Consider the following 21,111-nt stretch of genomic DNA (forward strand, 5'->3'; position numbering starts at 1 on the left):
CCGTGCCGACCCTACGCGTTGCCGGCCGTCGCCGGGGGCGTTCCGCAGCCCCGACGACGATCGGCGGACAACCGCAGCCGACGAGTGGCGGCCGCTACGACAGCTGCTCGGTGCTGCTCGCGACCAGGCGGCCGGCGACGAAGCCCTCCACCCGGGCGGACCGGGCGGCGGCGGCGTCGGCGACGGTGAGGTCGGCATGGCCGTCGGCGAGGTCGAGCGAGGCGCGGGGGCGCTGGTCGACGTAGACGTCCAGCCGGTCGACGTTGACCGTCCGTACCCGCAGCCGCAGGTCGGTGCCGGCCGCGCTGGCGTCCGTGATCGACACCTCGTGCGGGGTCAGGCCGGCGAGCAACTGGCCCGCCCGGTCGAGGAGGTCGGCGTTGTCCTCCAGCAGGTCCCGCCGGGTCATCGCGTGCAGGGCGTCCGGCGTCACGCCGAGGTCCTCCACGGGCGTCCCGGAGTTGGGCCCGACCCGCAGCGTCCGGCGGATGGAGACCCGCATGCCCGCCTCCTTGGGCAGCACCGCGTACGGTGAGGCGGGGTCGTCGGCCAGCAGGTCGTGCAGCAGCTTCTGGGTCCAGACGTTGGCGCCGCCCGCGCCGGTGCAGTCGTCGGTGCCCAGCACCGGGCCGATGCCGTGGTCCTGGAAGCCGGCCGCGAAGATGTCGGTGGCGGAGTAGCAGCGGGCGTTGGTGATCAGGACCACCGGTCCGAAGTACCGCTGGCCGATCGCGTTGGCGCCCTCCTCCGGGCTGATCGGGAACGCGCTGGAGAAGGCGGCGCCGATCTCCAGGGCCTGGTCCAGGGAGGCCACCCACGGACCGAGGTCGATCTGCCGGTCGTCCTGGTGCCGGCGGCAGATCCGCAGGTTGAGCGAGGAGTTGATGAACTGCACCGGCTCGGGGGCGATCCGCTTCGGGGTGAACAGCTGGAGCGCGAACTCGGCCGCGAAGATCAGCCCGCCGCCGTTGTCCCGGACGTCCAGGACGAGGCCGCGTTCGGGCATCAGGTCGATCAGGCGCAGCAGTTCGTCGAGGTACGTCCGGAGGTCGTCCACGTTGAAGGTGAAGATCCGCAGGTGGCCGAAGGTGCCGGCGGAGGTCTGCACCACCCGCGCCCGGAACACCTTCGGCAGGGTGGTGGCGATCTCCCCGGCCTGGAGGTCCGGCACGGGCTCGCCGGCCGCGGCGGCCTCGGCCTGGGCGACCACCCGCGGGGCGAACAGCAGCACCTTGGCGCGGGTGGCCTCGTCCGCCTCCAGGTCGATCCCCTGGGCGGCGGCCACCGCGCTGACCGCGTCGGTGTCCACGAACGGCGGCAGGTTGTCGACGATCCGCCAGCTCTCCCGCAGTTCCCGGGCGGTCCCGTCGGGGTCGGTGTAGCTGACGGTCACCCACTCCTCGAACGGCGGCAGGTGGAGCAGCAGCGGCCGGACGGTCATCGACTGCACCCCGCGGCTGCGCCGCGCCGCCGGGTTGCTGCCGGCGAACCGGGCGGCGTTGAGGTCCACGGCGGCGGCGATCGGGATGCCGTTCCAGTGCGTGATCTCGGTGCCCGGCCCGAAGCCGGGGGCGCTGAAGCCCTGGGCGCGGTGGGTGACCATGAAGTGGCTGCCCTGCGCGTCGGCGTACCGCTCGATCAGGAACGGCAGGAAGGCGATCTTGCCCTTGAACGGCTGCGGCAGCAGGTAGTTGGTGTGCAGGTCGCCCAGCGAGTGGAAGATCTCGGAGAGTTCGGTGTGGAACATCCACTCCGGCGGCATGGTCTGAGCCGTCTGCCGCTCCAGCCGGTGGACCAGCAGCCGCAGCCGCTGCACCGGGTTGATCGCGTGCATCGCCACCTTGAGCGGCAGGTGGACGTAGTTCTGCTCCAGCAGGATCAGGGCCTGCGCGGCGATCAGTCGGCGCTCCTCCAGCGTCAGCAGGCCCGCCCCCTGGAGGAAGGTGGCGAGGTCGGTGGACGCGGCGAGGTGCTCGCGCACCGGTTCCGCGGCGTGGGGGACGAAGTCGGGGATCGAACGGCCGGTGGTGTCGGTCACGGCGGCTCCTGAGGGTCGGTACGGCACGCGTGGTGCTCGACCCCGGTTATCGGGCGGTGGCCCGGCCCGGATGAGCCGCCCGGGCGGGATGTCCCCTGGGCGGACGCCCGTCGGCGGGAGCGCGGCCGGCGGGTGCGCGCGGCGCGTGCGCTACCGGCGCGAGGGCGGAACGGCGCACGCCCGCCGGTCGGGGGGCCGGCGGGCGCGTGGACGGGTGCGGGGGCGTGGGCCCGACTCCGGGGTGTGCTCAGGCGAGCTCGTACGCGAAGGAGATCCGGTGGGTGCCGTCGGCGTCCACGGTCAGGCTGCCGCCGCCGGTGATCCCGGCCAGCTCCCCGGTGCCGCTGGCGGGCACGATGTGGAAGAACTCCGCCGTCCGGTCGCTGCCCGTGGTGGTGGCCGAGTGGACGAAGTTGAACGCGCCCGACCGGCCGTTCAGTGCGCCGTCGAAGGACTCCATGGCCAGGTAGGTGCCGACCCCGGTCGCCTGGTCGAACGCCGCCGTGAACAGGGTCGCCGACCGGCCGGTGACCTCGCCGTCGAACTGCTTCTCCAGCTTCGCGACGCCGACCGGGAGCCCGGTCTCGATGGCCGGGTCCGGGACCAGTTCGGTCGGGACGAAGGACTTCACGGTGAACGTTCCGTCAGCTCTCATGGCCGGGATCCTACGGGGGGTTCCGGCGCGTGCACGGGCGCTCGCCGCGGTGCGGAGGTCGCTGCGCGCGCCCGTCTTCGCCCGGGTCAGGCCTTCGCGGCGACCGGCCGGTAGGTGCAGACGTGGACGCCGGTGGGGCTGATGGTGGTGGAGGCGAGTTCGAGGGTGCGCAGGCCGCCGTCCTCGGGGAAGAGCCGCTTCCCGCCGCCGAGCAGCACCGGCATGATCATCAGGCGGAGCTCGTCCACCAGGTCCTCGTGCAGCAGGGCCCGGCCGAGCGAGGGGCTGCCCATGATCAGCAGGTCGTCGCCCTCCTCGGCGCGCAGCTCGGCGATCCGCTCCACGGCCCGGTCGCCGGGGATCCGGGTGGTGTTCTCCCAGGTCAGGTCGGCGTCGCCGAGGGTGGTGGTGACCACGTACTTGGGGATGGCGTTCATCCGGTCGGCGAACGGGTCGCCGGCGCGGCCGGGCCAGGCGGCGGCCATGGTCTGCCAGGTCCGGCGGCCGAAGAGCAGTGCCGCGGCCTTGCCCAGCGCGTCGTCGAAGGCGCCGCCGACCACCTCGGGGTCGAAGAAGGGGTGCGTCCAGCCGCCGTGGGCGAAGCCGCCGTCGGTGTCCTCCCGCGGGCCGCCGGGGGCCTGCACCACGCCGTCCAGACTCATGAACTCGCTGATCACGATGCGCAACGGACTCGCTCCTCCTGGTGGGATCCGCAGCCACCCTAGGGTCGGCCGACACACCGTCACAAGATCATCGAGCAGGGCGGGTTGGGCCGGTTCCGGCCGGACGGGCGCGAGGCGGTCCGGGGTGCACCGCTGCCGTTCCGGGGCCTACGCGGGGCCTACGCGGGTCCGCCGGGCCGCCGGCGGTGGGCGGCGACGCGTTCGCGGGTGGCGCAGCGGCGGGAGCAGTAGCGGCGTTCGGGCCCGGGGCCCTGGGTGACGAAGACGTTCCGGCAGGTGGGGGAGGCGCAGGTCCGGCCCGGCGGGCGCTGGTGGTTCCAGACGAGGACGGTCAGCGCCAGGCAGGAGGAGGCCAGCAGCCACTCGTCCCAGGGGGCGTCGTCGTCGCGGTCGAGGTGGGGGTGCCACGGGCCGGTGCCGCCGTGGGTGGTGAGCCGCAGCGGCCCGGCGTGCTCGCGCAGCAGGCGGTCGAGCGCGGCCGCCGCGCCGTCGACGTGCTCGGCGGCGAAGACCTCGCGGAGCAGGTCGGCGGCGGTCCGCATCCGGGCGACGTCCCGCTCGGTGAGCTCGACCGGGTGCGCCTCGCCGTACGCGCGCAGGACGGCGGCGACCGCCTCGGGCGTGGGGTCGTCCTGGGCGAGGACGTTGACCAGGGCAGCGGTGCGGGCGGCGGTGGTCGGGGCGGAGTGGCGGGTGACCCAGTCGCCGGCGCGGCCGACGGGGGCCGGGGTGGCGGGCGCGGGGGTAGCGGGGGTGTCCGGTCCGGCGGGACCGTGGGCGGCGGTCACCGGGCGAATGTAACGCATATTGCGCATGTCTGCGTTACCTTCGTAGCGTCTCGCGGGTGAAGAAGCGTTGCTCCACCGGCGTGGCCGGGTACCTCGCCGGGGCCGTGGCGGCCCGTACCGGCGACGAGATGTCCGGACCGGCCCTGATGCTCGCGGGACTCGCCGCCACCGGCTCGACCGGCGAGGCCTCCGCGCTGCTCGCCGGCCTCACGGTGGCCGCTGCCGCCGGCGGCCCGGTGCTCGGCGCCGTGCTGGACCGGGCGGCCCGGCCCGGACGGCTGCTGGCCGCCGCGCTGCTGCTGTACGCGGCGGGCCTGGCGGTGGTCCTCGGCGGGCTCGGACGGCTCCCGGTCGCGGCCCTGGTCCCGGTGGCCGTGCTCGCCGGCCTGGTCGGACCGGCCCTGTCCGGCGGCTGGACCTCCCAACTCCCGCGGGTGGCGCCGGAGGACGGCCTGGCGCGGGCCAACGCCCTGGACTCCACGAGCTTCAGCGCCGCCGCACTGCTCGGCCCGGCCCTGGCCGGCGTGGTGGCGCAGGGGTTCGGCGCGCCGGCGGCGGTGGTGACCGCGGCGGTGCTGGTCGCCCTCGCCGTGCCCGCCGCCTGGCGGCTCCCGGCCGCGCGCCGACCGGTGGCGCGTACGCCGGCGCTGCGTCGGCCCGTGCTGCGCCGGCCCGTGCTGCGTTCCTCGGCCGGCCGTTCGCTCGTCGGTGACCTCGCCGCCGGCACCCGTGCCATCGCCCGGACCCCGGCGCTGGCCGGAGCGACCCTGGTCTCGGTCGGCTGCTGTGCCGCCCAGGGGATGCTGGCGGTCTGCGTCCCGCTGCTCGGCGAGCAGGCGCTGGGCGGCGCCGGCCGGGGCGCGGTGCTGCTCTCCGTGGCCGCGGTCTCCGCCCTCGCGGTCAACGCCCTGCTCGCCCGCTTCCCCGGGCGGATCGCCCCCGACGTGATCGTCCGGGCCGCTGCGCCGGTGCAGGCGGCGGCGCTGCTGCTGGCGGCCACCGGACGTCCGGCCGTGCTCCTCGCGGCGGCGCTGCTGCTCGGACTCGGCGAAGGCCCCCAGCTGACCGCCCTGTTCGCGGTCCGCCACCGGGAGGCCCCGGAGCACCTGCGCGGCCAGGTCTTCACCACCGGTGCCAGCCTCAAGATCAGCGGATTCGCCCTCGGCGCGGCGGCCGCCGGCCCGGTCGCCGCCCGCTCGGTGACGGCCGCCCTGCTGCTCGCGGCCGCCGTCGCGGCGCTGGCCACCCTGGCGGTACGGACCGTTCCCCGGGCCGCGCCGTCCCCGGCCGCAGACCGGTCTTGACCTCAAGCTCACTTGAAGTCCTACGGTGGCCGTACCAGCGATCACCCCAGGGGGATACCGACATGACGACACACCAGTGGACCGACGCCGAACTCGTCAACCAGCCCGCCGCGTACTGGACCGGCGTCGCCTACGAGGCCCTGATCGGCTTCACCCGGGCACGGATGGCCGAACAGGGCTTCTCCCAGCCGCAGTTCTGGCTGCTGCGGCACCTGTCGAAGCACGACATCTCGCCCGACGGCGACGGCATGACCGTCGCCGAACTCCGGGAGGCCATGCGCGGCTACCTCCGCGCCGAGGACGACCTGGAGGCCGAGGCCGAGATCCTGCTCGGGCGGGGCTGGCTCACCCGGGACGGCGACGGCCGGCTGTGGATCACCGAACCCGGCGACGAGGCCCGCGCGGGGCTCAAGGAGCACGCCCCGGCCATCCGCGAGGGCATCCACCGGGGCATCGACGACGCCGACTACGTCACGACGCTCCGGGTGCTCCAGCAGATGATCCGGAACACCGGCGCCGAACCGGCCTGAGAGCGCGGGCGGGGTGTCCGCTAGGTTCGGTCACGTCCCGTCAGGGAACCGACCGCATCGACCCACCAGGGAGTCCGCATGGCCGCGATCCACCACACCACCATGACGCCCACCAAGATCGAGCTGCTCACCGCATGGCTGCCCGGGCAGCCCTGGTACGCGGGCGGTCCGGGCGCGCCGGAGCTGGTGAAGGCGGGCGGGTTCCGGCTGGACGATCCGGAGGGCGAGGTCGGGATCGAGCTGATGGTCGTGGTGGACACCGCCGGCCCCGAGCCGGTGGCGTACCTGGTGCCGCTCGGGTACCGGGGCGCGGCGCTGGAGGGCGCCTCGGAGGAGGCCCTGATCGGCACCTCCGAGCACGGGGTGCTCGGCACCCGCTGGATCTACGACGGCGTGCGGGACCCGGTGGTGACGGCCCAGGTGCGCGCCCTCCTGCGCGGCGAGGCCGTCCCGCAGCACCAGGACCACAGCGACACCCCGGACCCGACCGTCACCGTCCACGGCGCCGCTTCCGGTGAGCCGGTGGAGCTGCGGATCAGCCGCGTGCTCCGCCCCACCGGCACCGGCGAGGACGCTCCGGGCGACGGCGGCGACGAGGGCGGTGCGGTCCGGCTCCTCGCCGGCTGGACCCGGCCGGACGGCACCCCGGCCCGCGCCGTCTTCGCGACCGCCGTACGCCGCGGCTGAGCACCCTTCTCCCGGAAACGGGGCCCACCGGCGACGGGACGGGTCGGGTCAAGCAGCGGTGGGAGGGCAGCAGCCCCTCGGGCACGATCGGGTCGCCGGTCCGGCGGGCGAGTTCGGCCCAGGGCAGTCGCCGCCAGCCGGGGCCGGGGTGCTCGGCCCGGCCCAGCCCACCGCCCGTGGCGACGCCCGTCGCGTCGAGGTCGACGCCCGCGAGGACGGCGCGCGGGATGCTCCCGTCCGCCAGCCGCGCCCGGCGGTCCTCGTGGTGGGACACCTCGCCCGGCCCCCGCTCGTGCTCGTACATGGCGTTGAGCACCCAGGCCGCGTCGGGCATCGCCGGGGGCATGAACCCGGTCACGCCGTCGCCGCACAGCGCGAGCAGCCAGTGGGTCGCGTCCGCCGGGGCGAGCGGCCACGGGGTGGACGGCCACGGGGTGGACGGCGGGTTCGGTTCCTCGGGCATGCGTCCATGATCCCAGCCGCGGTGCACAGGCCGTCCGGCTCCCTCCGTGCTCAACCGTGGTCGGCCGTGGTCACCGGGTCGTGGCGGATCCGGTCGGCCGGCAGGCCGGAGGCGAGCAGCCGGGTGCGGACCGCGTCGACCATGCCGGGCGGGCCGCTGACGCAGGCGAGGTGCTCGGACCAGTCGCGGCCGTCCAGCGCCTCGTCCATCGCCCGCCGCCCGTCCGGGCGCGGGTCGTGCCCGAGCACCGGGACCAGGTCCAGCCACGGCCGGCCGGGGCCCGACTCCGCCAGTGCCTCCCAGTCGTAGAGGTCCGCGCGCCCCCGGGCACCGACCAACAGGTGCACCCGCTGCCCCCGCACCCGGCGGTCCGTCAGCTCCTCGACGATCGCCTTCATCGGCGCCAGCCCCGTACCGCCGGCGACCAGCAGCAGGTCGCGTCCGCCGCCGTCGACCGTCATCCCGCCCCGCGCCGGCCCGAGGCGCACCGGGTCCCCGACAGCGGTACGGTCGACCAGCGCCTCGCTCACCCCGCCCGGCCCGGTGCGCCGGACGTGGAACTCCAGCACGCGGTCGGCCCGCGGCGCGCAGGCGATCGAGTACGGCCGCCAACTGTGCGGCAGCAGCGGCGACTCCACCGTCGCGTACTGCCCGGCCCGGTACGGGTACGGCTCGCCGGTCCGGATGCGCAGCACCGCCGTGCCGCGGCCGCGCGGCTCGTGTCCCACCACCGTGCCCGGCCAGTACGGGGGTTCGGTGAGCGCCGACTCCGCGCCATCGACCATCGCCCCGACCGCGAACCGCAGCATCCGCATCCACGCCCGCTCCGCCTCCTCGCTCCACCCGGGCCCGGCGTGGGTGCGCAGCCCGGCGCGGAGCGCCTCCTCGAACGCGGCGTAGTGCGCGGGCCGGACGCCGAGCTTGCGGTGGTCGCTGCCGAGCTGGTGCAGCACGGCCGTCATGTGGTCCGGGCGGTGCAGGTGCTCGATCAGGTAGCGGAACATCCGCTCGAGGTGCTCCCGCTGGAACTCCATCGAGGCGGGGAAGAGCGCGCGCAGGTACGGCCTGCGCAGGAACATGTCGTCGTAGAGGTGCCCGATGAGGCCGTCGAACGGGGTGACCTGCTCCAGGTGCCGGAGGATCAGCCGCTGGTCGCCGGTGCCGTCGTACGGGTGCCCGGGCCGGCCCCCGGCGGGCGTCCGGGCGGGTGGGGCGGCGGGCGCGAGGATCTGCCGCCGGAGGCGCATCGCGTGGTGCCGGGCGAGCAGGCGGTCGTACTCGGTGCTCCTGGTGATCTCCATGGCGCGCAGACTAACGATGCGTCAGGTCCCTGTTGATCATGGACTCTTCGGGGTGGCTGCGTAGGGCCGTTGGGCCCTTGACCTGCGGGATCCGCTGTGCAGGAGCGGTTGGGGCGGCCGGGGGAGGGGCCGTTCGGCCCTTGTCCGCGACCGGCGCCGGGACCTTGACTGGCGGACGGCGCGGCACCACCCCACCCCGCTGGCCCCGCCCACGTCCGCCCGGCGGACACCCCATCGCCGACGAGGAGTTCACCATGGGCCGCCGCCCCACCCCCGCGCCGTCGCACCCCCGGACCGGCCGGCCGGCCGACCGCACGGAACGCCGCGCCCGGATCGCGGAGTTGCGCGCCGCCGAGCACCGCCGGGAGCGCCGCCGCACCCTCGCCCTCCTCGCGGTGGCCGGCCTGCTGCTCGCCGGACTGGCCGGCGGCGGCGCTCTGCTCGTCCTCGACGCCCGGCAGGACCGGACCGACCGGACCGACCGGCGGGACCAGCAGGACCGAACCGACACCGCCGGCGCTCCGATACCCGGAGTGAGGACCTACGACCACCTGTCCCGCACCCACGTCACCACCAAGGTGGCCTATCCGCAGACCCCGCCGGTCGGCGGCGACCACCACCCGGTCTGGCTGGAGTGCACCGGCACCGTCTACGACCGGCCGGTGGCCGACGAGAACGCCGTCCACTCCCTGGAGCACGGCGCCGTCTGGGTCACCTACAACGCCAAGGCCGGTGCCGCGGACGTGCAGGCGCTCGCGGCGCGGGTCAGGGCCACCCCGTACTCCTTCCTGAGCCCCTACCCCGACCAGCCGGGCATCCTCACCCTCACCGCCTGGGGCGCCCAACTCGTCCTGGAGAGCGCCTCCGACCCGCGCGTGGAACAGTTCTTCACCCGGTACGTCCAGGGCCCGCAGACCCAGGAGCCCGGCGCCTCGTGCAGCGCCGGGTCCATGCCGCTCACCCGGGGCTGAGACGGGAGTGGCCGGGCGCCGTCAGAGCCGGACCGCACGCAGGCTGCCGCGGTCCACCGCCAGCAGCCGGCCGCCGCCCAGGGCGTGGACGCCGGCCAGCCGGCCGCCGAGCCGCTCCCGTCCGGACACCCGGCCCTCGCCGTCGAGGTGGAACAGCCCGCCGTCCTCGGTCGCGACCGCGGCACCCCCGGCCGTCGGCACCACCCCGGGCACCACGATCCGTCCCACGCCGGTCCGCCGGCTGCGGGTCCCGTCCAGCGGATCGACCACGAGGTACTCTCCCCCGGAGCGCCGCTCGCGCAGCCACAGCATCCCGCCCACGGCCAGGGGCGCCCCGCCCAGCAGCGGATTCCCGTGGGTCGTCAGCGACTCGGACCGTCCCGCCGGGCGCCGGAGCACCAGGACCGAGCCCCCGCCGCCGCGCACCGCGCAGCGGTCGGCGTCGAGCACGGTGAACACCGCGCCCGCGTCGGCGCCGGCCAGCGGCCGGGGCAGCTCCCAGGACTCCCGCTCCCGCCCGTCCCGCGGATCGATCAGCCAGGCCCTCGAACCGGTGCCGAGCAGCAGCCCGCCGGCCCAGGCCACCGGCAGCTCCGTCGTCACCGGCGCCGCCGACCGCCACAGCGGCCGACCGTCCGTCAGGTCGAGCGCCGTCAGCGGCGTGTAGCCGCGCCAGCCGCCGGCGAGCACCACGCCGTCCGCCACCGCGACGTGCCCGGCCCAGCGCGGCAGTCCGGCCCGCCAGAGCACCTCGCCCGTGGTGAGGCGGACGCAGGACAGCACCGGCGGGTCCTGCGGCAGCACGAGCAACCGCTCGCCGGTCACGACCAGCGCCCGCGGCCAGGTCCCCACCGGGATGTCCCAGGCGACCGCACCGTCCGCCGCCCCCAGGCACACCAGGCGGGTGCGCCGCTCGTGCACCACCACCCGCTCACCCGCCACCGCCACCGCCGAGTGCGCGCCCCGCTGGTGCAGGACCCGCTCCCACAACTCCGCGACCACGGCCGCCCTCCCGCTTCCACCTCCAGAGCGCCGCTGCCCTCCGGCGCGCCCGCCCTCCGGCGAACCGGTCAGGATAGCCGCACGGGGGTGTACCCAGGTACACCCTGAACTGGGTACCCAGGTGCAATGACGGCGGCCCCGCGCTCCGGCATCGTCGTCGGTATGCGAAAGACACCCGCCCTCCTCCCTGCGACGGTCCTGTTCCTCGTCGTCTCCTTCCTCGCGGCCGGCCTGTTCGGCGCCCTCCAACCCGCGACCCGGATACCCGTGGAGGTCATCCAGCTCACCCAGTTCGGGCCGGCCCTCGGGGTCGCGGTCGCCGCGCTGCTGTGGCCCGGGCGGGTCCGGGTGCTGCTGGCGGGCGGGCTGCGCGGCCGGGGCGGCCGGGCGGCGGTCCTGCTCGTCACCGCGCCGCTGGTCATCGCGGTGAGCGCGGGCGCGTACGCGGCGCTCACCGGGGACGCGCATCCGACCCGTCCCGGCGCGCCGTTCGCCCTGATCGCCGCCGCGCAGCTGATCGGCGCGTGCGGGGAGGAGATCGGATGGCGCTGCTTCCTGCAGCCGCTGCTGCGCACCCGCCTCGGGGTGCTCCCGGCCTCGATCGCGGTGGGCGCGGCCTGGGGCGTCTGGCACGTCCAGGTCCTCGCGCAACACCCCATGTACGCGGGGGCGTTCCTGGTGGCCACAGTGTCGATGTCGGTGGTGATGGGGTGGGCCCTCGACGGCACCGGCGTCGCAGGGCTCCCGTTCGCCGGCGGGTTCCACGCCCTGGTCAACCTCGGCATGCTGGTGCTGATGGACGAGGAGTCCGGCGCCGTGCCGCCCATGGTGCTGTTCGGCGCCTCCTGCCTGGTGGCGGCCGTGCTGTGGAGCTGGTGGGGCGTCAGGCGCGGCTGGAGGGCGGCGCCGGCGCCGGATAGGCTTCCGAGGATCATGGAAACCGTTCGGTAGGCCCCCACGATGCGAGCGACGCCCGACACGCCCCGCCCAGCCGCCTCCAGCCCAGCCCCCTCCAGCCCAGCCCCCTCCGGAGCGGCTCCCTCCCGGGCCCCGACCGCTTCCCGCTCCCGGGCCGCGGCCTGGACCTCGGCCTGGACCGCCGCCTGGGTCGCGCTCGGCCGCTGCCAACTGGCGAGCCTGCACGCCCTCGCGGCCTCGGCGGTCGGCGCGCTGGTCTCGCTCGCCCTCCTGCTGGTGCCGGTGGGCGTCGGCCTCCGGCTGCTGCCGCCCGCCGCCCGGGCGCTGCGCCGGCTGTCCGACCGCTCGCGCGCCCGCGCCGCCCGCTGGACGGGCCTGCGGATCGACCCGCCGGACCCCCTGCCCGCCGACCGCACCGCTCCGGCCCGCCGGCAGGCCGGCGCGCTTCTCGCCGACGACGGGTTCTGGCGCGACCTGCGCTGGGCCTGGCTGGAGCCGGTGACCGGAGGGCTCCTGGTCGCCGTCCCCCCGGCGCTGGTCGAGTACGGGGTGTTCGGCGCGCTGGTGCAGCCGTTCGTCTGGCGGGCCCTCGGCGAGGGCAACTGGTACGCCTTCGTGCCGGTCCACAGCACCGCGACCATGCTCGCCGCGCTGCTCCTGGGCCTGGCCTTCGCCGCGGCCGGCCTCCTCCTCGCCCCCGCCGTGTTGCGCGGGCACGCCCGGACGGGCCGGCCGCTGCTCGCCCCGCCGCGCAGCACCCGGCTGAATCGGCGGATCGAGCACCTCACCGACACCCGCAGCCGGGCCCACGACACCCTGGCCGCCGAACTGCGCCGCCTCGAACGGGACCTGCACGACGGCGCGCAGGCCCGGCTGGTCGCCCTGGGAATGACACTGGACCGGGCCACCCGGGTGCTGGAGGCGGATCCGGCGACCGCCCGGGAGCTGCTGCTGGACGTCCGCCGCACCTCCGAGCGGGCCCTGCAGGACCTGCGCGACCTGGTCCGCGGCATCCACCCGCCGGTGCTGGCCGACCGCGGACTCGGCGACGCCGTCAAGTCGCTGGCTCTGGACAGCTTCCTGGACGTCCACGTCGACGCCCGGCTGCCGGGCCGGTTCCCGGCACCCGTCGAGTCCGCCGCCTACTTCGCCGTCAGCGAGGCCCTGGCCAACGCCGCCAAGCACGCCGGAGCCCGCGAGGTGAGGATCACGCTGACCCACGGGGACGGGCTGCTGCGCGTCCTCGTCGCCGACGACGGCCGTGGCGGCGCCGACCCCGCCAAGGGCACCGGGCTGGCCGGGGTGGCCGAGCGCTTGGATACCTTCGACGGGACACTCGCCCTGGACAGCCCGCAGGGCGGACCGACCACCGTGACCATGGAGATACCGTGCGCGTCGTCCTCGCCGAAGACCTCTTCCTGCTGAGGGACGGGCTGACCCGCACCCTGCGGGAGCACGGGTGCGAGGTCGTGGCGGTGGACAACGGCCCGTCCCTGCTGCAGGCCCTGCTCGACGAGGGCGCCGCGGCCCCCGACGTCGCGGTGGTGGACGTCCGGCTGCCGCCGACGTTCACCGACGAGGGCCTGCAGGCCGCCCTGGAGGCCCGCCGCCGGCGGCCCGGCCTGCCCGTCCTCGTGCTCTCCCAGTACGTCGAGCCGCTCTACGCCAACGAGTTGCTGGCCGGCGGGGAGGGCGCCGTCGGGTACCTGCTCAAGGACCGGATCACCGACACCGAGCAGTTCGTCGACGCGGTCCGCCGGGTCGCCGCCGGCGGCACGGTGATGGACCCTCAGGTGATCTCCCGGCTGGTGTCGCGCGGCGACGCCCGGGGCACCATCGGCAGCCTGACACCCCGTGAGCGGGACGTCCTGGAGCTGATGGCGGAGGGCCGGTCGAACGCCGCGATCGCGAACGGCCTGCACATCAGCGAGAGCGCCGTCGCCAAGCACATCGCGAGCATCCTGACCAAGCTCCGGATCAGCCCCTCCGCGGACGACAACCGCAGGGTGCTGGCCGTCCTGGCGTACCTCGAGCAGTGAACTCCGCCGGGGCCCCTGAGCGGTGGGCCGTACCGCGCCGCCCCGCCCCGTCGTCGGAGGCGCCGCATATTGCGTTGCCGTGGACCGGTCCGGCCGGATAGGAAGCTCACATGCTGAGAGGTAGTACGGTCGGGCTCCGGGCCCGCCACGAGGACGACATCCCGATCCTGCGGACCGAGCTCTACGACGACGTGGTCAACGCCTCGCGGGCCGAAGGCAGCCCGTGGCGGCCGATCACGCCCGGCTCCAGGGATCCGCGGCTCGTGGTGGACGACCCGGTGGAGGCGCGCGTCCCGTTCTCCGTGGTGGACCTGGAGAGCGGCGCGCTGGTCGGCACCGCGGCGCTGTGGGGCATCGACAACCACAACCGGTCCGCGCACATCGGGCTGGGGCTGCTGCCGTCCGCCCGCGGCCGGGGCTACGGCACCGACGTGGTCGCGGTGCTGTGCCACTACGGGTTCGTCGTACGCGGCCTGCAGCGGCTGCAGATCGAGACGCTGGCGGACAACACCGCGATGCTGCGTTCCGCCGAGCGCAACGGCTTCGTCCGCGAGGGCGTGCTGCGGTCCTCGGCGTGGGTGCTGGGCGAGTTCCTGGACGAGGTCCTGCTCGGGCTCCTCGTCCAGGACTGGAAGCCGAACGCGAACGGCAAGCCGTAGGGCTTCTGCCGTGGTGGCCCGCCCGGGGGTGGGCCACCACGGCGCGTCGGTCGGACGGCCCTGCCCTCGCGAAAGGCTCCGCCGATCACCGGCGCAACCGAGGTCCGGAGGTCAGGACGCGGTGCCGGCGGGCAGCTCGATGCCGCGGGTGATGACGGGGTGGGCGGTGCCGTCGGCGAGGCGGTAGGAGAGGCCGATCACGGCGGCGGTTCCGGCCTCGACGGCGTCGGCGAGGGTGCGCGAGCGCTCCAGCAGCAGGTCGACGGTGTGGTGTATGTGGGTGTCGATGAAGTCGGAGTCCTCGGTGTGGCCGGCCGCCCGGGCGGCGAGGACGCTGGGGGTGACCCGCTCGATCACGTCGCGGACGTAGCCGGTGGCGGTGGTGCCGTCCTGAACGGCCGCGCGGGTGGCGGCGACGGCGCCGCAGGAGTCGTGCCCGAGGACCACGACCAGCGGGCTGCCGAGCACGCTGACGCCGTACTCGATGCTGCCGAGCACCTCGGGGCCCATGACATGGCCGGCGGTGCGCACCACGAACAGGTCGCCGAGGCCGCGGTCGAAGATGATCTCCGCGGCGAGGCGGGAGTCGGAGCAGCCGAACAGCACCGCGAACGGGCTCTGGGCCGGCGCGGTGGCGGTCCGCCGGGCGGCGTCCTGGTTGGGGTGCTCGGGGGTTCCTGCGGTGAAGCGCCGGTTGCCGGCCAGCAGGGTTTCCAGGGCGGTGTGGACAGTCATGCGATCGCTGGTCATGGCGGCAGCCTATGGTGCGGCGTGCCCGCACGGAGCGCCGGGGGACGCCGTCCGGTTCGCGTGACCGCGCGCGACGGCGACGGCGGACCCGCCCGGACGCCGTCGGAACCGCCCGGACGCCGAGGAACCGCCGGTCGGACCCGCCCCGGACGGCGAGGAACCGCCGGTCGGTCCCGCCCGGCCTCCGGGAGCACCTCCCGGAGACGGCGCCACGCTCGGGCGGGATCGACGGTGCCGTGCCCCGGGGGCGGAATCCTCCTCCGGGGCAGCCGGGTCCTCTGTGGTCAGCCCGTCACGGGTGTACCCGGCCGGGCCTCGAACAGGCCCGCGCGGGCGGCCAGCAGGGCGGCGGCGGCCGCGTGGTCGGCGGTGCGGGCGTCCAGGGGCTCGCCGGTGAGGAAGAGCCGGTGGTACAGCGGCGCCGTGGCCGCCCGGACCACCTCCACCGGATCCGTTCCGGGCGGCAGCTGCCCGCGCTCGACACCCCGGGCGGCCACCACCGCGGCCTGCCCGTGCCGGGCGGCGAAGAACGCGTGCAGCGCCGCCGCGCCGGCGTCCGAGCGGAGTGCCGCGTTGATCAGGGCGATGGGCGTGGCCCCCAGTTCGGCGTCGGTGAACACGGCGTAGACCTGGTGGGCGAGCTGTCGCAGGTCCTCGTCCACGTCTCCGGTGTCGGGGACGGGCCAGGGCTGGTCCGCCGAGCTGGCCAGGGCGTCGGCGATCAGGCCGTCCACCCCGCCCCACCGCCGGTACGCGGTGGCCTTGTGGACGCCCGCCCGGGTGCAGATGGCGTCCACCGTGAGCCGGTCGTAGCCCTGTTCGGTGAGTTCGGCGAGGGTCGCCGCGACCATGTCGGCGCGGACGCGGGCGCTGCGTCCGCCGGGTCGGGCGGCAGGCGGGTTCTCCGGCAAAGTCGACTCCAGTCGCATTAAGGCTTGCGAGGGGCGATCCCCGCTGCCATCATCTTAATGCGACCCGAGTCGCTTTATCTGTGAACGTGAAGGAGTCTCCGTGCCCACGACCACGCCCACCCTGACCCCCACGACCGTGCCCGACGCGGCCGCCCTCCACCCGCTGCCCGCCCACCCCCGGGTGGTCCTGCTCAAGCCGCTGGTCACCGACCCGAGGATCCAGGTCGGCGAGTACACCTACTACGACGACCCCGACGACCCCACCGGCTTCGAGCGCGACAACGTGCTCTACCACTACGGCCCCGAGCGGCTGGTGATCGGCCGGTACTGCGCGATCGCCAACGGCACCCGCTTCCTGATGGCCGGCGCCGACCACCTGGCCTCGGGGGTCTCCACCTTCCCGTTCACCATGTTCGGCGGCAGCTGGACCGAGCGGACCCTCGACCTCGCCCAGGCCATCCCGCACCGCGGCGACACCGTGATCGGCAACGACGTCTGGATCGGCCACCGGGCGGTGATCATGCCCGGCGTCCGTATCGGGGACGGCGCGATCGTCGCCGCCGGCGCCCAGGTCACCGCCGACGTCCCGCCGTACACCGTGGTCGGCGGGAACCCGGCCCGGACCATCCGCCGGCGCTTCGACGAGGACGACGTCCGGCGGCTGCTGGGCGCCGCCTGGTGGGACTGGCCGGTCGAGCTGGTCACCGAGCACCTGCGCGCGATCATGGCCGGCCGCCCCGCCGAGATCGAGGCCGTCGCCGAGGCCCACGGACTGCTCAAGGAGACCGTGTGACCCGCCTGCCTGGGCGGCCCCTCGACGACGTGCAGGCCCTGCGGTCCCGGGACCGCGTTCACCCACCGGCTCAGCCGGTCCGGCCGCCGTCTCCCGTGCGGGCGGTGACCAGGCCGGACTCGTAGGCCGCGATGACCGCCTGGGCGCGGTCACGGACGTCGAGCTTGCCGAAGATGCTGGTGATGTAGTTCTTCACGGTGGAGTTGCTGATCCCCAGGGCGAGCGCGATCCCGGCGTTGTCGAGGCCGGTGGCCATCAGGCGCCACACCTCGACCTCCCGGGGCGTGAGGTCGCCGGTGTCCACGGCGGACGGCGGCGCGCCGGCGGGCCCCCGGACGTGGGTGGAGATCAGCCGGGTGAGCAGGCGCGGGGCGACCACCGCCTCGCCGGCGTGGACGGTGCGGATCGCGGCGCCGAGGTCCTCCGGGGAGACGTCCTTGGGCAGGAAGCCGTACGCCCCGGCGCGGAGCGCGGCCACCACGTACTCGTCCATGTCGAAGGTGCTCAGGGCGAGCACCCGGCAGTCGGGCAGCGTCCGGGCCAGCTCCCGTGTCGCCGCGACGCCGTCCAGGACCGGCATCCGGATGTCCATCACCACGACGTCGGGGCGCAGCCGCTGGGCGAGGGCGACGGCCTGTTCCCCGTCGCCGGCCTCGCCCGCGATCTCGAAGAACGGGTCGGGCGAGAGGATCAGCGACAGGCCGCGGCGGACCAGCGGCTGGTCGTCCGCGATGAGGATCCGGATCCCCGGCGTGGGCGCGGTCACCGGTGCGCCTCCCCGCGCTGGACGGCCGCCTCGGCCACCTCGTCCGGGGTCAGCGGCAGGTCGGCCAGTACCTCGAAGCCGCCGCCCGCCCGCGGACCGGCCCGGAGGGTGCCGCCGTGCAGGGCGACCCGCTCGCGCATGCCGATCAGCCCGTACCCCGCCCGGCCGCCTGTCCGGCCCCCCGTCCGACCGTCGGTCGGTGGGGCGGTCGCGTCCCGGGCGGGTGCGCCGCCCCCGTCGTCCCGCACCTCGACGGTGACCCGGTCCGCGGCGTACGTCAGCCGGACGAGTGCCCGGGCCGGTCCCGCGTGCTTGCGGGCGTTGGTGAGGCCCTCCTGGGCGATCCGGAACACCGTCAGGCCGACGGTCGGCGGCAGCGGGCGCGGCGGGCCCTGGACGCTGAGGTCGGTCGGAAGGCCGGCCCGGCAGGCCTCGGCGACCAGCCGGTCGAGGTCCTCCGCCCCGGGCTGGGGCGAGGGCGGCGCGGTGTCCGGCTCGTCGCCGGCCCGCAGGACGTCCAGGAGTTGACGCATCTCGCGCAGCGCCATCCGCCCGGAGGACTCCAGGGTGACCAGGGCGTCCGTGACCACCTCCGGGTTGCCGAGGTTGGCGCGGGCACCGCCGGCCATCAGCTGCATGGTGGTGATGTGGTGGGCCACGATGTCGTGCAACTCCCTGGCGATACGGCGGCGTTCGTCGGCCACCGCGCGGTCGGCCAGCAGCCTGCGGTTGGCCGCCACCTCCCGCTGCCAGCGGGCGACCGCGAGACCGGCGCCGGCCACCAGCAGGACCGAGAGCGGGGTGGTGACCGCCGCCTGCCAGTCCGGCGCCCGGAGGTGGCTCTGGGCCAGCAGGGTCACCACGGCCGTCGCCGCGGAGGCGGCCGCCGTCACCGGGCCGGTGCAGGACCGGGCGACCGTGAACACGGCCACCACCGGGACCGCGCCGAAGTGGGTGGTCGGCGGCGAGGACAGGTCGGCCGCGGACACCAGCGCCACGACGGCGGCGAGCGCCGCCACCGGGTACCGCCGCCGGGCGAGCAGCGGCAGCGCGGACAGCACGATCACGAGGAAGCCCGCCAGACCCGGCTCCTCGTTCCGCTCGGCCGCGGTGAACAGCAGGTAGGTGAGCAGGTCGAGCATGCCGGCGCCGACGGCCACCAGCGCGTCGGTGTGGCTCCACGGCGCGGTGTCGACGTCCGGTGCCACGCCTGCCCGGGAGCCGGACCCGGGCCCGGGCTCCCGGCCGACCCGCCCGCCCACCCCGGCGTCGGTGAGCTGACGCCCGCCCATGTTCGTTCCTCCTCCTGTCCGGTGGCCGCGCCGCGCCCGGCCCCGGCTCGGGCCGACCCGGCTGATCAGCCCTGATACGCCATTCTGGCAGCGGCCAACCGGCCCCACGTGCGACCCACGGCCGACGGCGGGACGGCGGACCAGGACCACGGTCCCGGTCCCCGGCCGGGCCGGGGAGCTGGGGCCCGGCAGCGGATCATCCGCTGCCGTGACGCCCCGGGCCCACCCCGGGTGATGGTCTGGAGACCGGCCGGGAACCCCCGGTCACCAGCCGGACGTTCGCGTCCATCAGCCGGAGGAACACGTGATCCGCGCACTGACCGGATTCTCCACCAGACACGCCTGGAAGGTCGTGGCCCTCTGGGCGGTCCTGGGCATCGGACTGGGCGTCCTGGGCCCGGTACTGCTCGCCCGCGTCACCCAGGCCCGAGCCGGGGACTTTCTGCCCGCCGGCTACGACTCGGCCGCCGCGCTGCGGATCGCCGAGGAGGAGTTCGGGGTGCGGCCCGACGCCACCACCGTGACGGTCCTGGTCGCCCGGGCCGACGGCGGGCCGCTCTCGGCCGCCGACCAGCAGCGGATCGAGGCCGAGGCCGCGGAGCTCGCCCAGCGCCGGGTCGTCATGCCCCGCAAGGAGGACCAGCCGTCCTTCCTCCTCCCCGACCGCTCCCAGACGCCCAGGATCGCCCCGGCGATGGTCGCACCCGACCGCGGCTTCGAACTGCTCGCCGTCGAACTCACCGGCAGCGCCGCGGAGGAGGGCGTCCAGGACGTCTTCCGGACCTTCCGCGACTCCGCCCGGGCCCGGTTCGCCGACGCCGGGATGCGCACCGGTTTCACCGGGGGACTGGCCGACGCCGCCGACACCACCGACGCCCACCGCACCGCCACGACCGTCGGCGGCCTCCTCGTCACCGGCCTGATCGTCCTGCTGAACGTCCTGGTGTTCCGCAGCGTCCTGGCGGCCGTGCTGCCGCTGCTCGCGGTCACCGTGATCGGCGGCGCGGCCGGCGGCGTGGTGGCCGGCGCCGCCGCACTCACCGGCCTCAAGCTCGACGCCGGCACCCCGGGACTGATCTCCGTCGTCCTGCTCGGCATCGGCATCGACTACCTGCTGTTCCTGCTCTTCCGGTTCCGCGAGCACCTGCGGGCCCGGCCCGACCAGGCCGCCCGCGAGGCGGCCGCCGAGGTGTCCGGCCGGGTCGGCACCGCGATCACCTCGGCCGCGCTGACCATCGTGGCGGCCTTCGCCACCCTCGGCGTGGCGAGCTTCGGCCAGTTCCGCTCGCTCGGCCCGGCCATCGCCGTCGCGGTCCTGGTCATGCTGCTGGGCAGCCTCACCCTGATGCCGGCCCTGCTCGCCGTCTGCGGCCGCCGGATGTTCTGGCCCTCGCGCAGCCTGCGCCGCCCGGCCCGCGCCGGCTCCGCCGACCGCCTCGGCCACCTCGTCGCCCGGCGGCCGCTGCCGCTGCTGCTCGCCTCCGCGGCCGTCCTCGCCGCGCTGGCCGCCGGAACGACCGGCATCCGGATGGACTACGGCCAGGGCGGCGACCCCACGACCCCCGCCGCGGCCACAGCCGCGGAGATCTCCCGCGCCCTGCCGGCCGGTGTCGCCGACCCGACGACCGTCTACGTCACCGCGAACGACGGCACCGAACTCGGCACCGCACGGCTCGACGGCCTCGCCCGGGCCCTCGGCGCGGTCGAGGGCGTCGGCCGGGTCGGTCCCACCGTCCTGAACGAGAACCGCCGAGCCGCCCGGATCGACCTCTACCTGACCGCCGACCCGCAGAGCCGGCAGGCCCGCGACCTGGCCTCCGGCCCGGTCCGCGCCGCCGTCGCCGCCCACACCCCGGCCGGGACCAGCGCCCACGTCGGCGGCACGGCGGCGATCTTCGCCGACATCTCCACCGCCGTCGACCACGACCTCACGGTCGTCTTCCCGGTCGCGGCCGCCCTGATCGGCCTGATCCTGCTGCTCCTCCTGCGCAGCCTGCTCGCGCCCGTGGTCCTGATGCTGTCGGTCGGCCTCGGCTTCGCCGCCACCCTCGGCGCCGCCACCCTGCTGTTCCAGCACCTCCTGGACGGGCCCGGGGTGAGCTTCACCCTCCCGCTGGTGCTGTTCCTGTTCGTCGTCGCCCTCGGCACCGACTACAACATCCTCGTCACCGACCGGATCCGCGAGGAGATGCGGCACCCCGGCCCGGCCCGCGCCGCCGTCGCCCGCGCCGTCCGCCACAGCGCGCCCGCCGTCGCCACCGCGGGCCTCGTGCTGGCCGGCTCCTTCGCCACCCTCGCCACCACCCCCGGCACCGAACAGGTCGCCTTCGCGATGACGCTCGGCATCCTGCTCTCCGCCCTCGTGCTGTCCCTGGTCCTGGTGCCCGCCCTGGCCGCCCTGCTCGGCCGCGCCCTCTGGTGGCCGCTGCGCACCGCCCGCCACCCGCGTCCCACGGCACCGGCCGCCCACCCGGCCCCGGAGCAGACCCGCCTGCCCGTGCCCTGACCACCACGCCCGCCGGCCCGGCGACGCCCGGAAGCGGACCGGCCCGTTCGCCGCC

General features: G+C 75.6%; 21 protein-coding genes. 11 read left to right on the forward strand and 10 right to left on the reverse strand.

What is annotated here, in order from left to right:
* Window positions 1–94 precede the first annotated feature (94 nt).
* The 4 genes from ABWK59_RS31935 to ABWK59_RS31950 form a co-directional block, all read right to left on the reverse strand.
* Window positions 95–2,038: a S41 family peptidase gene (locus ABWK59_RS31935; protein WP_354644143.1), complete on the reverse strand. Its 1,944-nt coding sequence runs from the start codon at window positions 2,036–2,038 to the stop codon at window positions 95–97.
* 247 nt (window positions 2,039–2,285) lie between these two features.
* Window positions 2,286–2,693, reverse strand: a complete 408-nt coding sequence (locus ABWK59_RS31940; RefSeq protein ID WP_354644144.1) for a DUF3224 domain-containing protein — start codon at window positions 2,691–2,693, stop codon at window positions 2,286–2,288.
* 86 nt (window positions 2,694–2,779) lie between these two features.
* Window positions 2,780–3,379 carry a dihydrofolate reductase family protein gene (locus ABWK59_RS31945; protein WP_354644145.1) on the reverse strand — a complete coding sequence of 200 codons (600 nt, stop codon included), beginning with the start codon at window positions 3,377–3,379 and terminating at the stop codon, window positions 2,780–2,782.
* Window positions 3,380–3,534: 155 nt separating this feature from the next.
* Window positions 3,535–4,182 carry a CGNR zinc finger domain-containing protein gene (locus ABWK59_RS31950; RefSeq protein ID WP_420492882.1) on the reverse strand — a complete coding sequence of 216 codons (648 nt, stop codon included), beginning with the start codon at window positions 4,180–4,182 and terminating at the stop codon, window positions 3,535–3,537.
* Window positions 4,183–4,220: 38 nt separating this feature from the next.
* Between ABWK59_RS31950 and ABWK59_RS31955 the strand changes: the two genes are divergently transcribed.
* From ABWK59_RS31955 to ABWK59_RS31970, 4 genes are all read left to right on the forward strand, one after another.
* Window positions 4,221–5,468, forward strand: coding sequence for an MFS transporter (locus ABWK59_RS31955; RefSeq protein WP_354644147.1), 1,248 nt, complete (start codon window positions 4,221–4,223; stop codon window positions 5,466–5,468).
* A 62-nt stretch (window positions 5,469–5,530) separates the two neighbouring features.
* Window positions 5,531–5,998 (forward strand): MarR family transcriptional regulator, encoded by a 468-nt coding sequence (locus tag ABWK59_RS31960; RefSeq protein WP_354644148.1) that lies wholly within the window; start codon window positions 5,531–5,533, stop codon window positions 5,996–5,998.
* A gap of 78 nt (window positions 5,999–6,076) precedes the next feature.
* Complete coding sequence (locus tag ABWK59_RS31965; protein WP_354644149.1) at window positions 6,077–6,685, forward strand: maltokinase N-terminal cap-like domain-containing protein; 609 nt, start codon at window positions 6,077–6,079, stop codon at window positions 6,683–6,685.
* A 302-nt stretch (window positions 6,686–6,987) separates the two neighbouring features.
* The gene (locus ABWK59_RS31970) at window positions 6,988–7,158 is read left to right on the forward strand and encodes a hypothetical protein (RefSeq protein ID WP_354644150.1); all 171 of its coding nucleotides are present in this window, start codon (window positions 6,988–6,990) and stop codon (window positions 7,156–7,158) included.
* A gap of 40 nt (window positions 7,159–7,198) precedes the next feature.
* On the opposite strand, the gene ABWK59_RS31975 is transcribed toward ABWK59_RS31970, so the two are convergent.
* On the reverse strand, window positions 7,199–8,449 hold the full coding sequence (locus ABWK59_RS31975) for a globin domain-containing protein (RefSeq protein ID WP_354644151.1): 1,251 nt from the start codon (window positions 8,447–8,449) through the stop codon (window positions 7,199–7,201).
* Window positions 8,450–8,703: 254 nt separating this feature from the next.
* On the opposite strand from ABWK59_RS31975, the gene ABWK59_RS31980 reads away from it, so the two are divergent.
* Complete coding sequence (locus tag ABWK59_RS31980) at window positions 8,704–9,420, forward strand: DUF3105 domain-containing protein (protein WP_354644152.1); 717 nt, start codon at window positions 8,704–8,706, stop codon at window positions 9,418–9,420.
* A gap of 21 nt (window positions 9,421–9,441) precedes the next feature.
* Here ABWK59_RS31980 and ABWK59_RS31985 read toward each other — a convergent pair whose 3' ends face one another.
* Window positions 9,442–10,422, reverse strand: coding sequence for a PQQ-binding-like beta-propeller repeat protein (locus tag ABWK59_RS31985; RefSeq protein WP_354644153.1), 981 nt, complete (start codon window positions 10,420–10,422; stop codon window positions 9,442–9,444).
* A 162-nt stretch (window positions 10,423–10,584) separates the two neighbouring features.
* Between ABWK59_RS31985 and ABWK59_RS31990 the strand changes: the two genes are divergently transcribed.
* The 4 genes from ABWK59_RS31990 (at window position 10,585) to ABWK59_RS32005 (ending at window position 14,038) form a co-directional block, all read left to right on the forward strand.
* Entirely contained in the window at window positions 10,585–11,373 is a 789-nt protein-coding gene (locus tag ABWK59_RS31990) for a CPBP family intramembrane glutamic endopeptidase (protein WP_354644154.1), read from the forward strand.
* Window positions 11,374–11,382: 9 nt separating this feature from the next.
* Window positions 11,383–12,765, forward strand: coding sequence for a sensor histidine kinase (locus ABWK59_RS31995; protein ID WP_354644155.1), 1,383 nt, complete (start codon window positions 11,383–11,385; stop codon window positions 12,763–12,765).
* Window positions 12,729–13,379, forward strand: coding sequence for a response regulator transcription factor (locus ABWK59_RS32000; RefSeq protein ID WP_354644156.1), 651 nt, complete (start codon window positions 12,729–12,731; stop codon window positions 13,377–13,379). The genes ABWK59_RS31995 and ABWK59_RS32000 overlap by 37 nt, the downstream gene beginning before the upstream one ends.
* A 110-nt stretch (window positions 13,380–13,489) precedes the next feature.
* Window positions 13,490–14,038, forward strand: a complete 549-nt coding sequence (locus tag ABWK59_RS32005) for a GNAT family N-acetyltransferase (protein WP_354644157.1) — start codon at window positions 13,490–13,492, stop codon at window positions 14,036–14,038.
* 111 nt (window positions 14,039–14,149) lie between these two features.
* On the opposite strand, the gene ABWK59_RS32010 is transcribed toward ABWK59_RS32005, so the two are convergent.
* Complete coding sequence (locus tag ABWK59_RS32010) at window positions 14,150–14,788, reverse strand: carbonic anhydrase (protein ID WP_354644158.1); 639 nt, start codon at window positions 14,786–14,788, stop codon at window positions 14,150–14,152.
* A gap of 284 nt (window positions 14,789–15,072) precedes the next feature.
* Entirely contained in the window at window positions 15,073–15,699 is a 627-nt protein-coding gene (locus ABWK59_RS32015; RefSeq protein ID WP_354644159.1) for a TetR/AcrR family transcriptional regulator, read from the reverse strand.
* Window positions 15,700–15,799: 100 nt separating this feature from the next.
* Here ABWK59_RS32015 and ABWK59_RS32020 point away from each other — a divergent pair, with 100 nt between their 5' ends.
* Window positions 15,800–16,492: a CatB-related O-acetyltransferase gene (locus tag ABWK59_RS32020; protein WP_354644160.1), complete on the forward strand. Its 693-nt coding sequence runs from the start codon at window positions 15,800–15,802 to the stop codon at window positions 16,490–16,492.
* A 70-nt stretch (window positions 16,493–16,562) separates the two neighbouring features.
* On the opposite strand, the gene ABWK59_RS32025 is transcribed toward ABWK59_RS32020, so the two are convergent.
* Both ABWK59_RS32025 and ABWK59_RS32030 read right to left on the reverse strand, forming a co-directional pair.
* Window positions 16,563–17,258 (reverse strand): response regulator transcription factor, encoded by a 696-nt coding sequence (locus ABWK59_RS32025; protein ID WP_354644161.1) that lies wholly within the window; start codon window positions 17,256–17,258, stop codon window positions 16,563–16,565.
* Window positions 17,255–18,550: a sensor histidine kinase gene (locus tag ABWK59_RS32030; protein WP_354644162.1), complete on the reverse strand. Its 1,296-nt coding sequence runs from the start codon at window positions 18,548–18,550 to the stop codon at window positions 17,255–17,257. The genes ABWK59_RS32025 and ABWK59_RS32030 overlap by 4 nt, the downstream gene beginning before the upstream one ends.
* Window positions 18,551–18,854: 304 nt before the next feature.
* Between ABWK59_RS32030 and ABWK59_RS32035 the strand changes: the two genes are divergently transcribed.
* Window positions 18,855–21,056, forward strand: a complete 2,202-nt coding sequence (locus ABWK59_RS32035; RefSeq protein ID WP_354644163.1) for an MMPL family transporter — start codon at window positions 18,855–18,857, stop codon at window positions 21,054–21,056.
* The last annotated feature ends 55 nt before the right edge of the window (window positions 21,057–21,111 follow it).

It is taken from the genome of Kitasatospora sp. HUAS MG31 (assembly GCF_040571325.1).
GTDB classification, from domain to species: domain Bacteria; phylum Actinomycetota; class Actinomycetes; order Streptomycetales; family Streptomycetaceae; genus Kitasatospora; species Kitasatospora camelliae.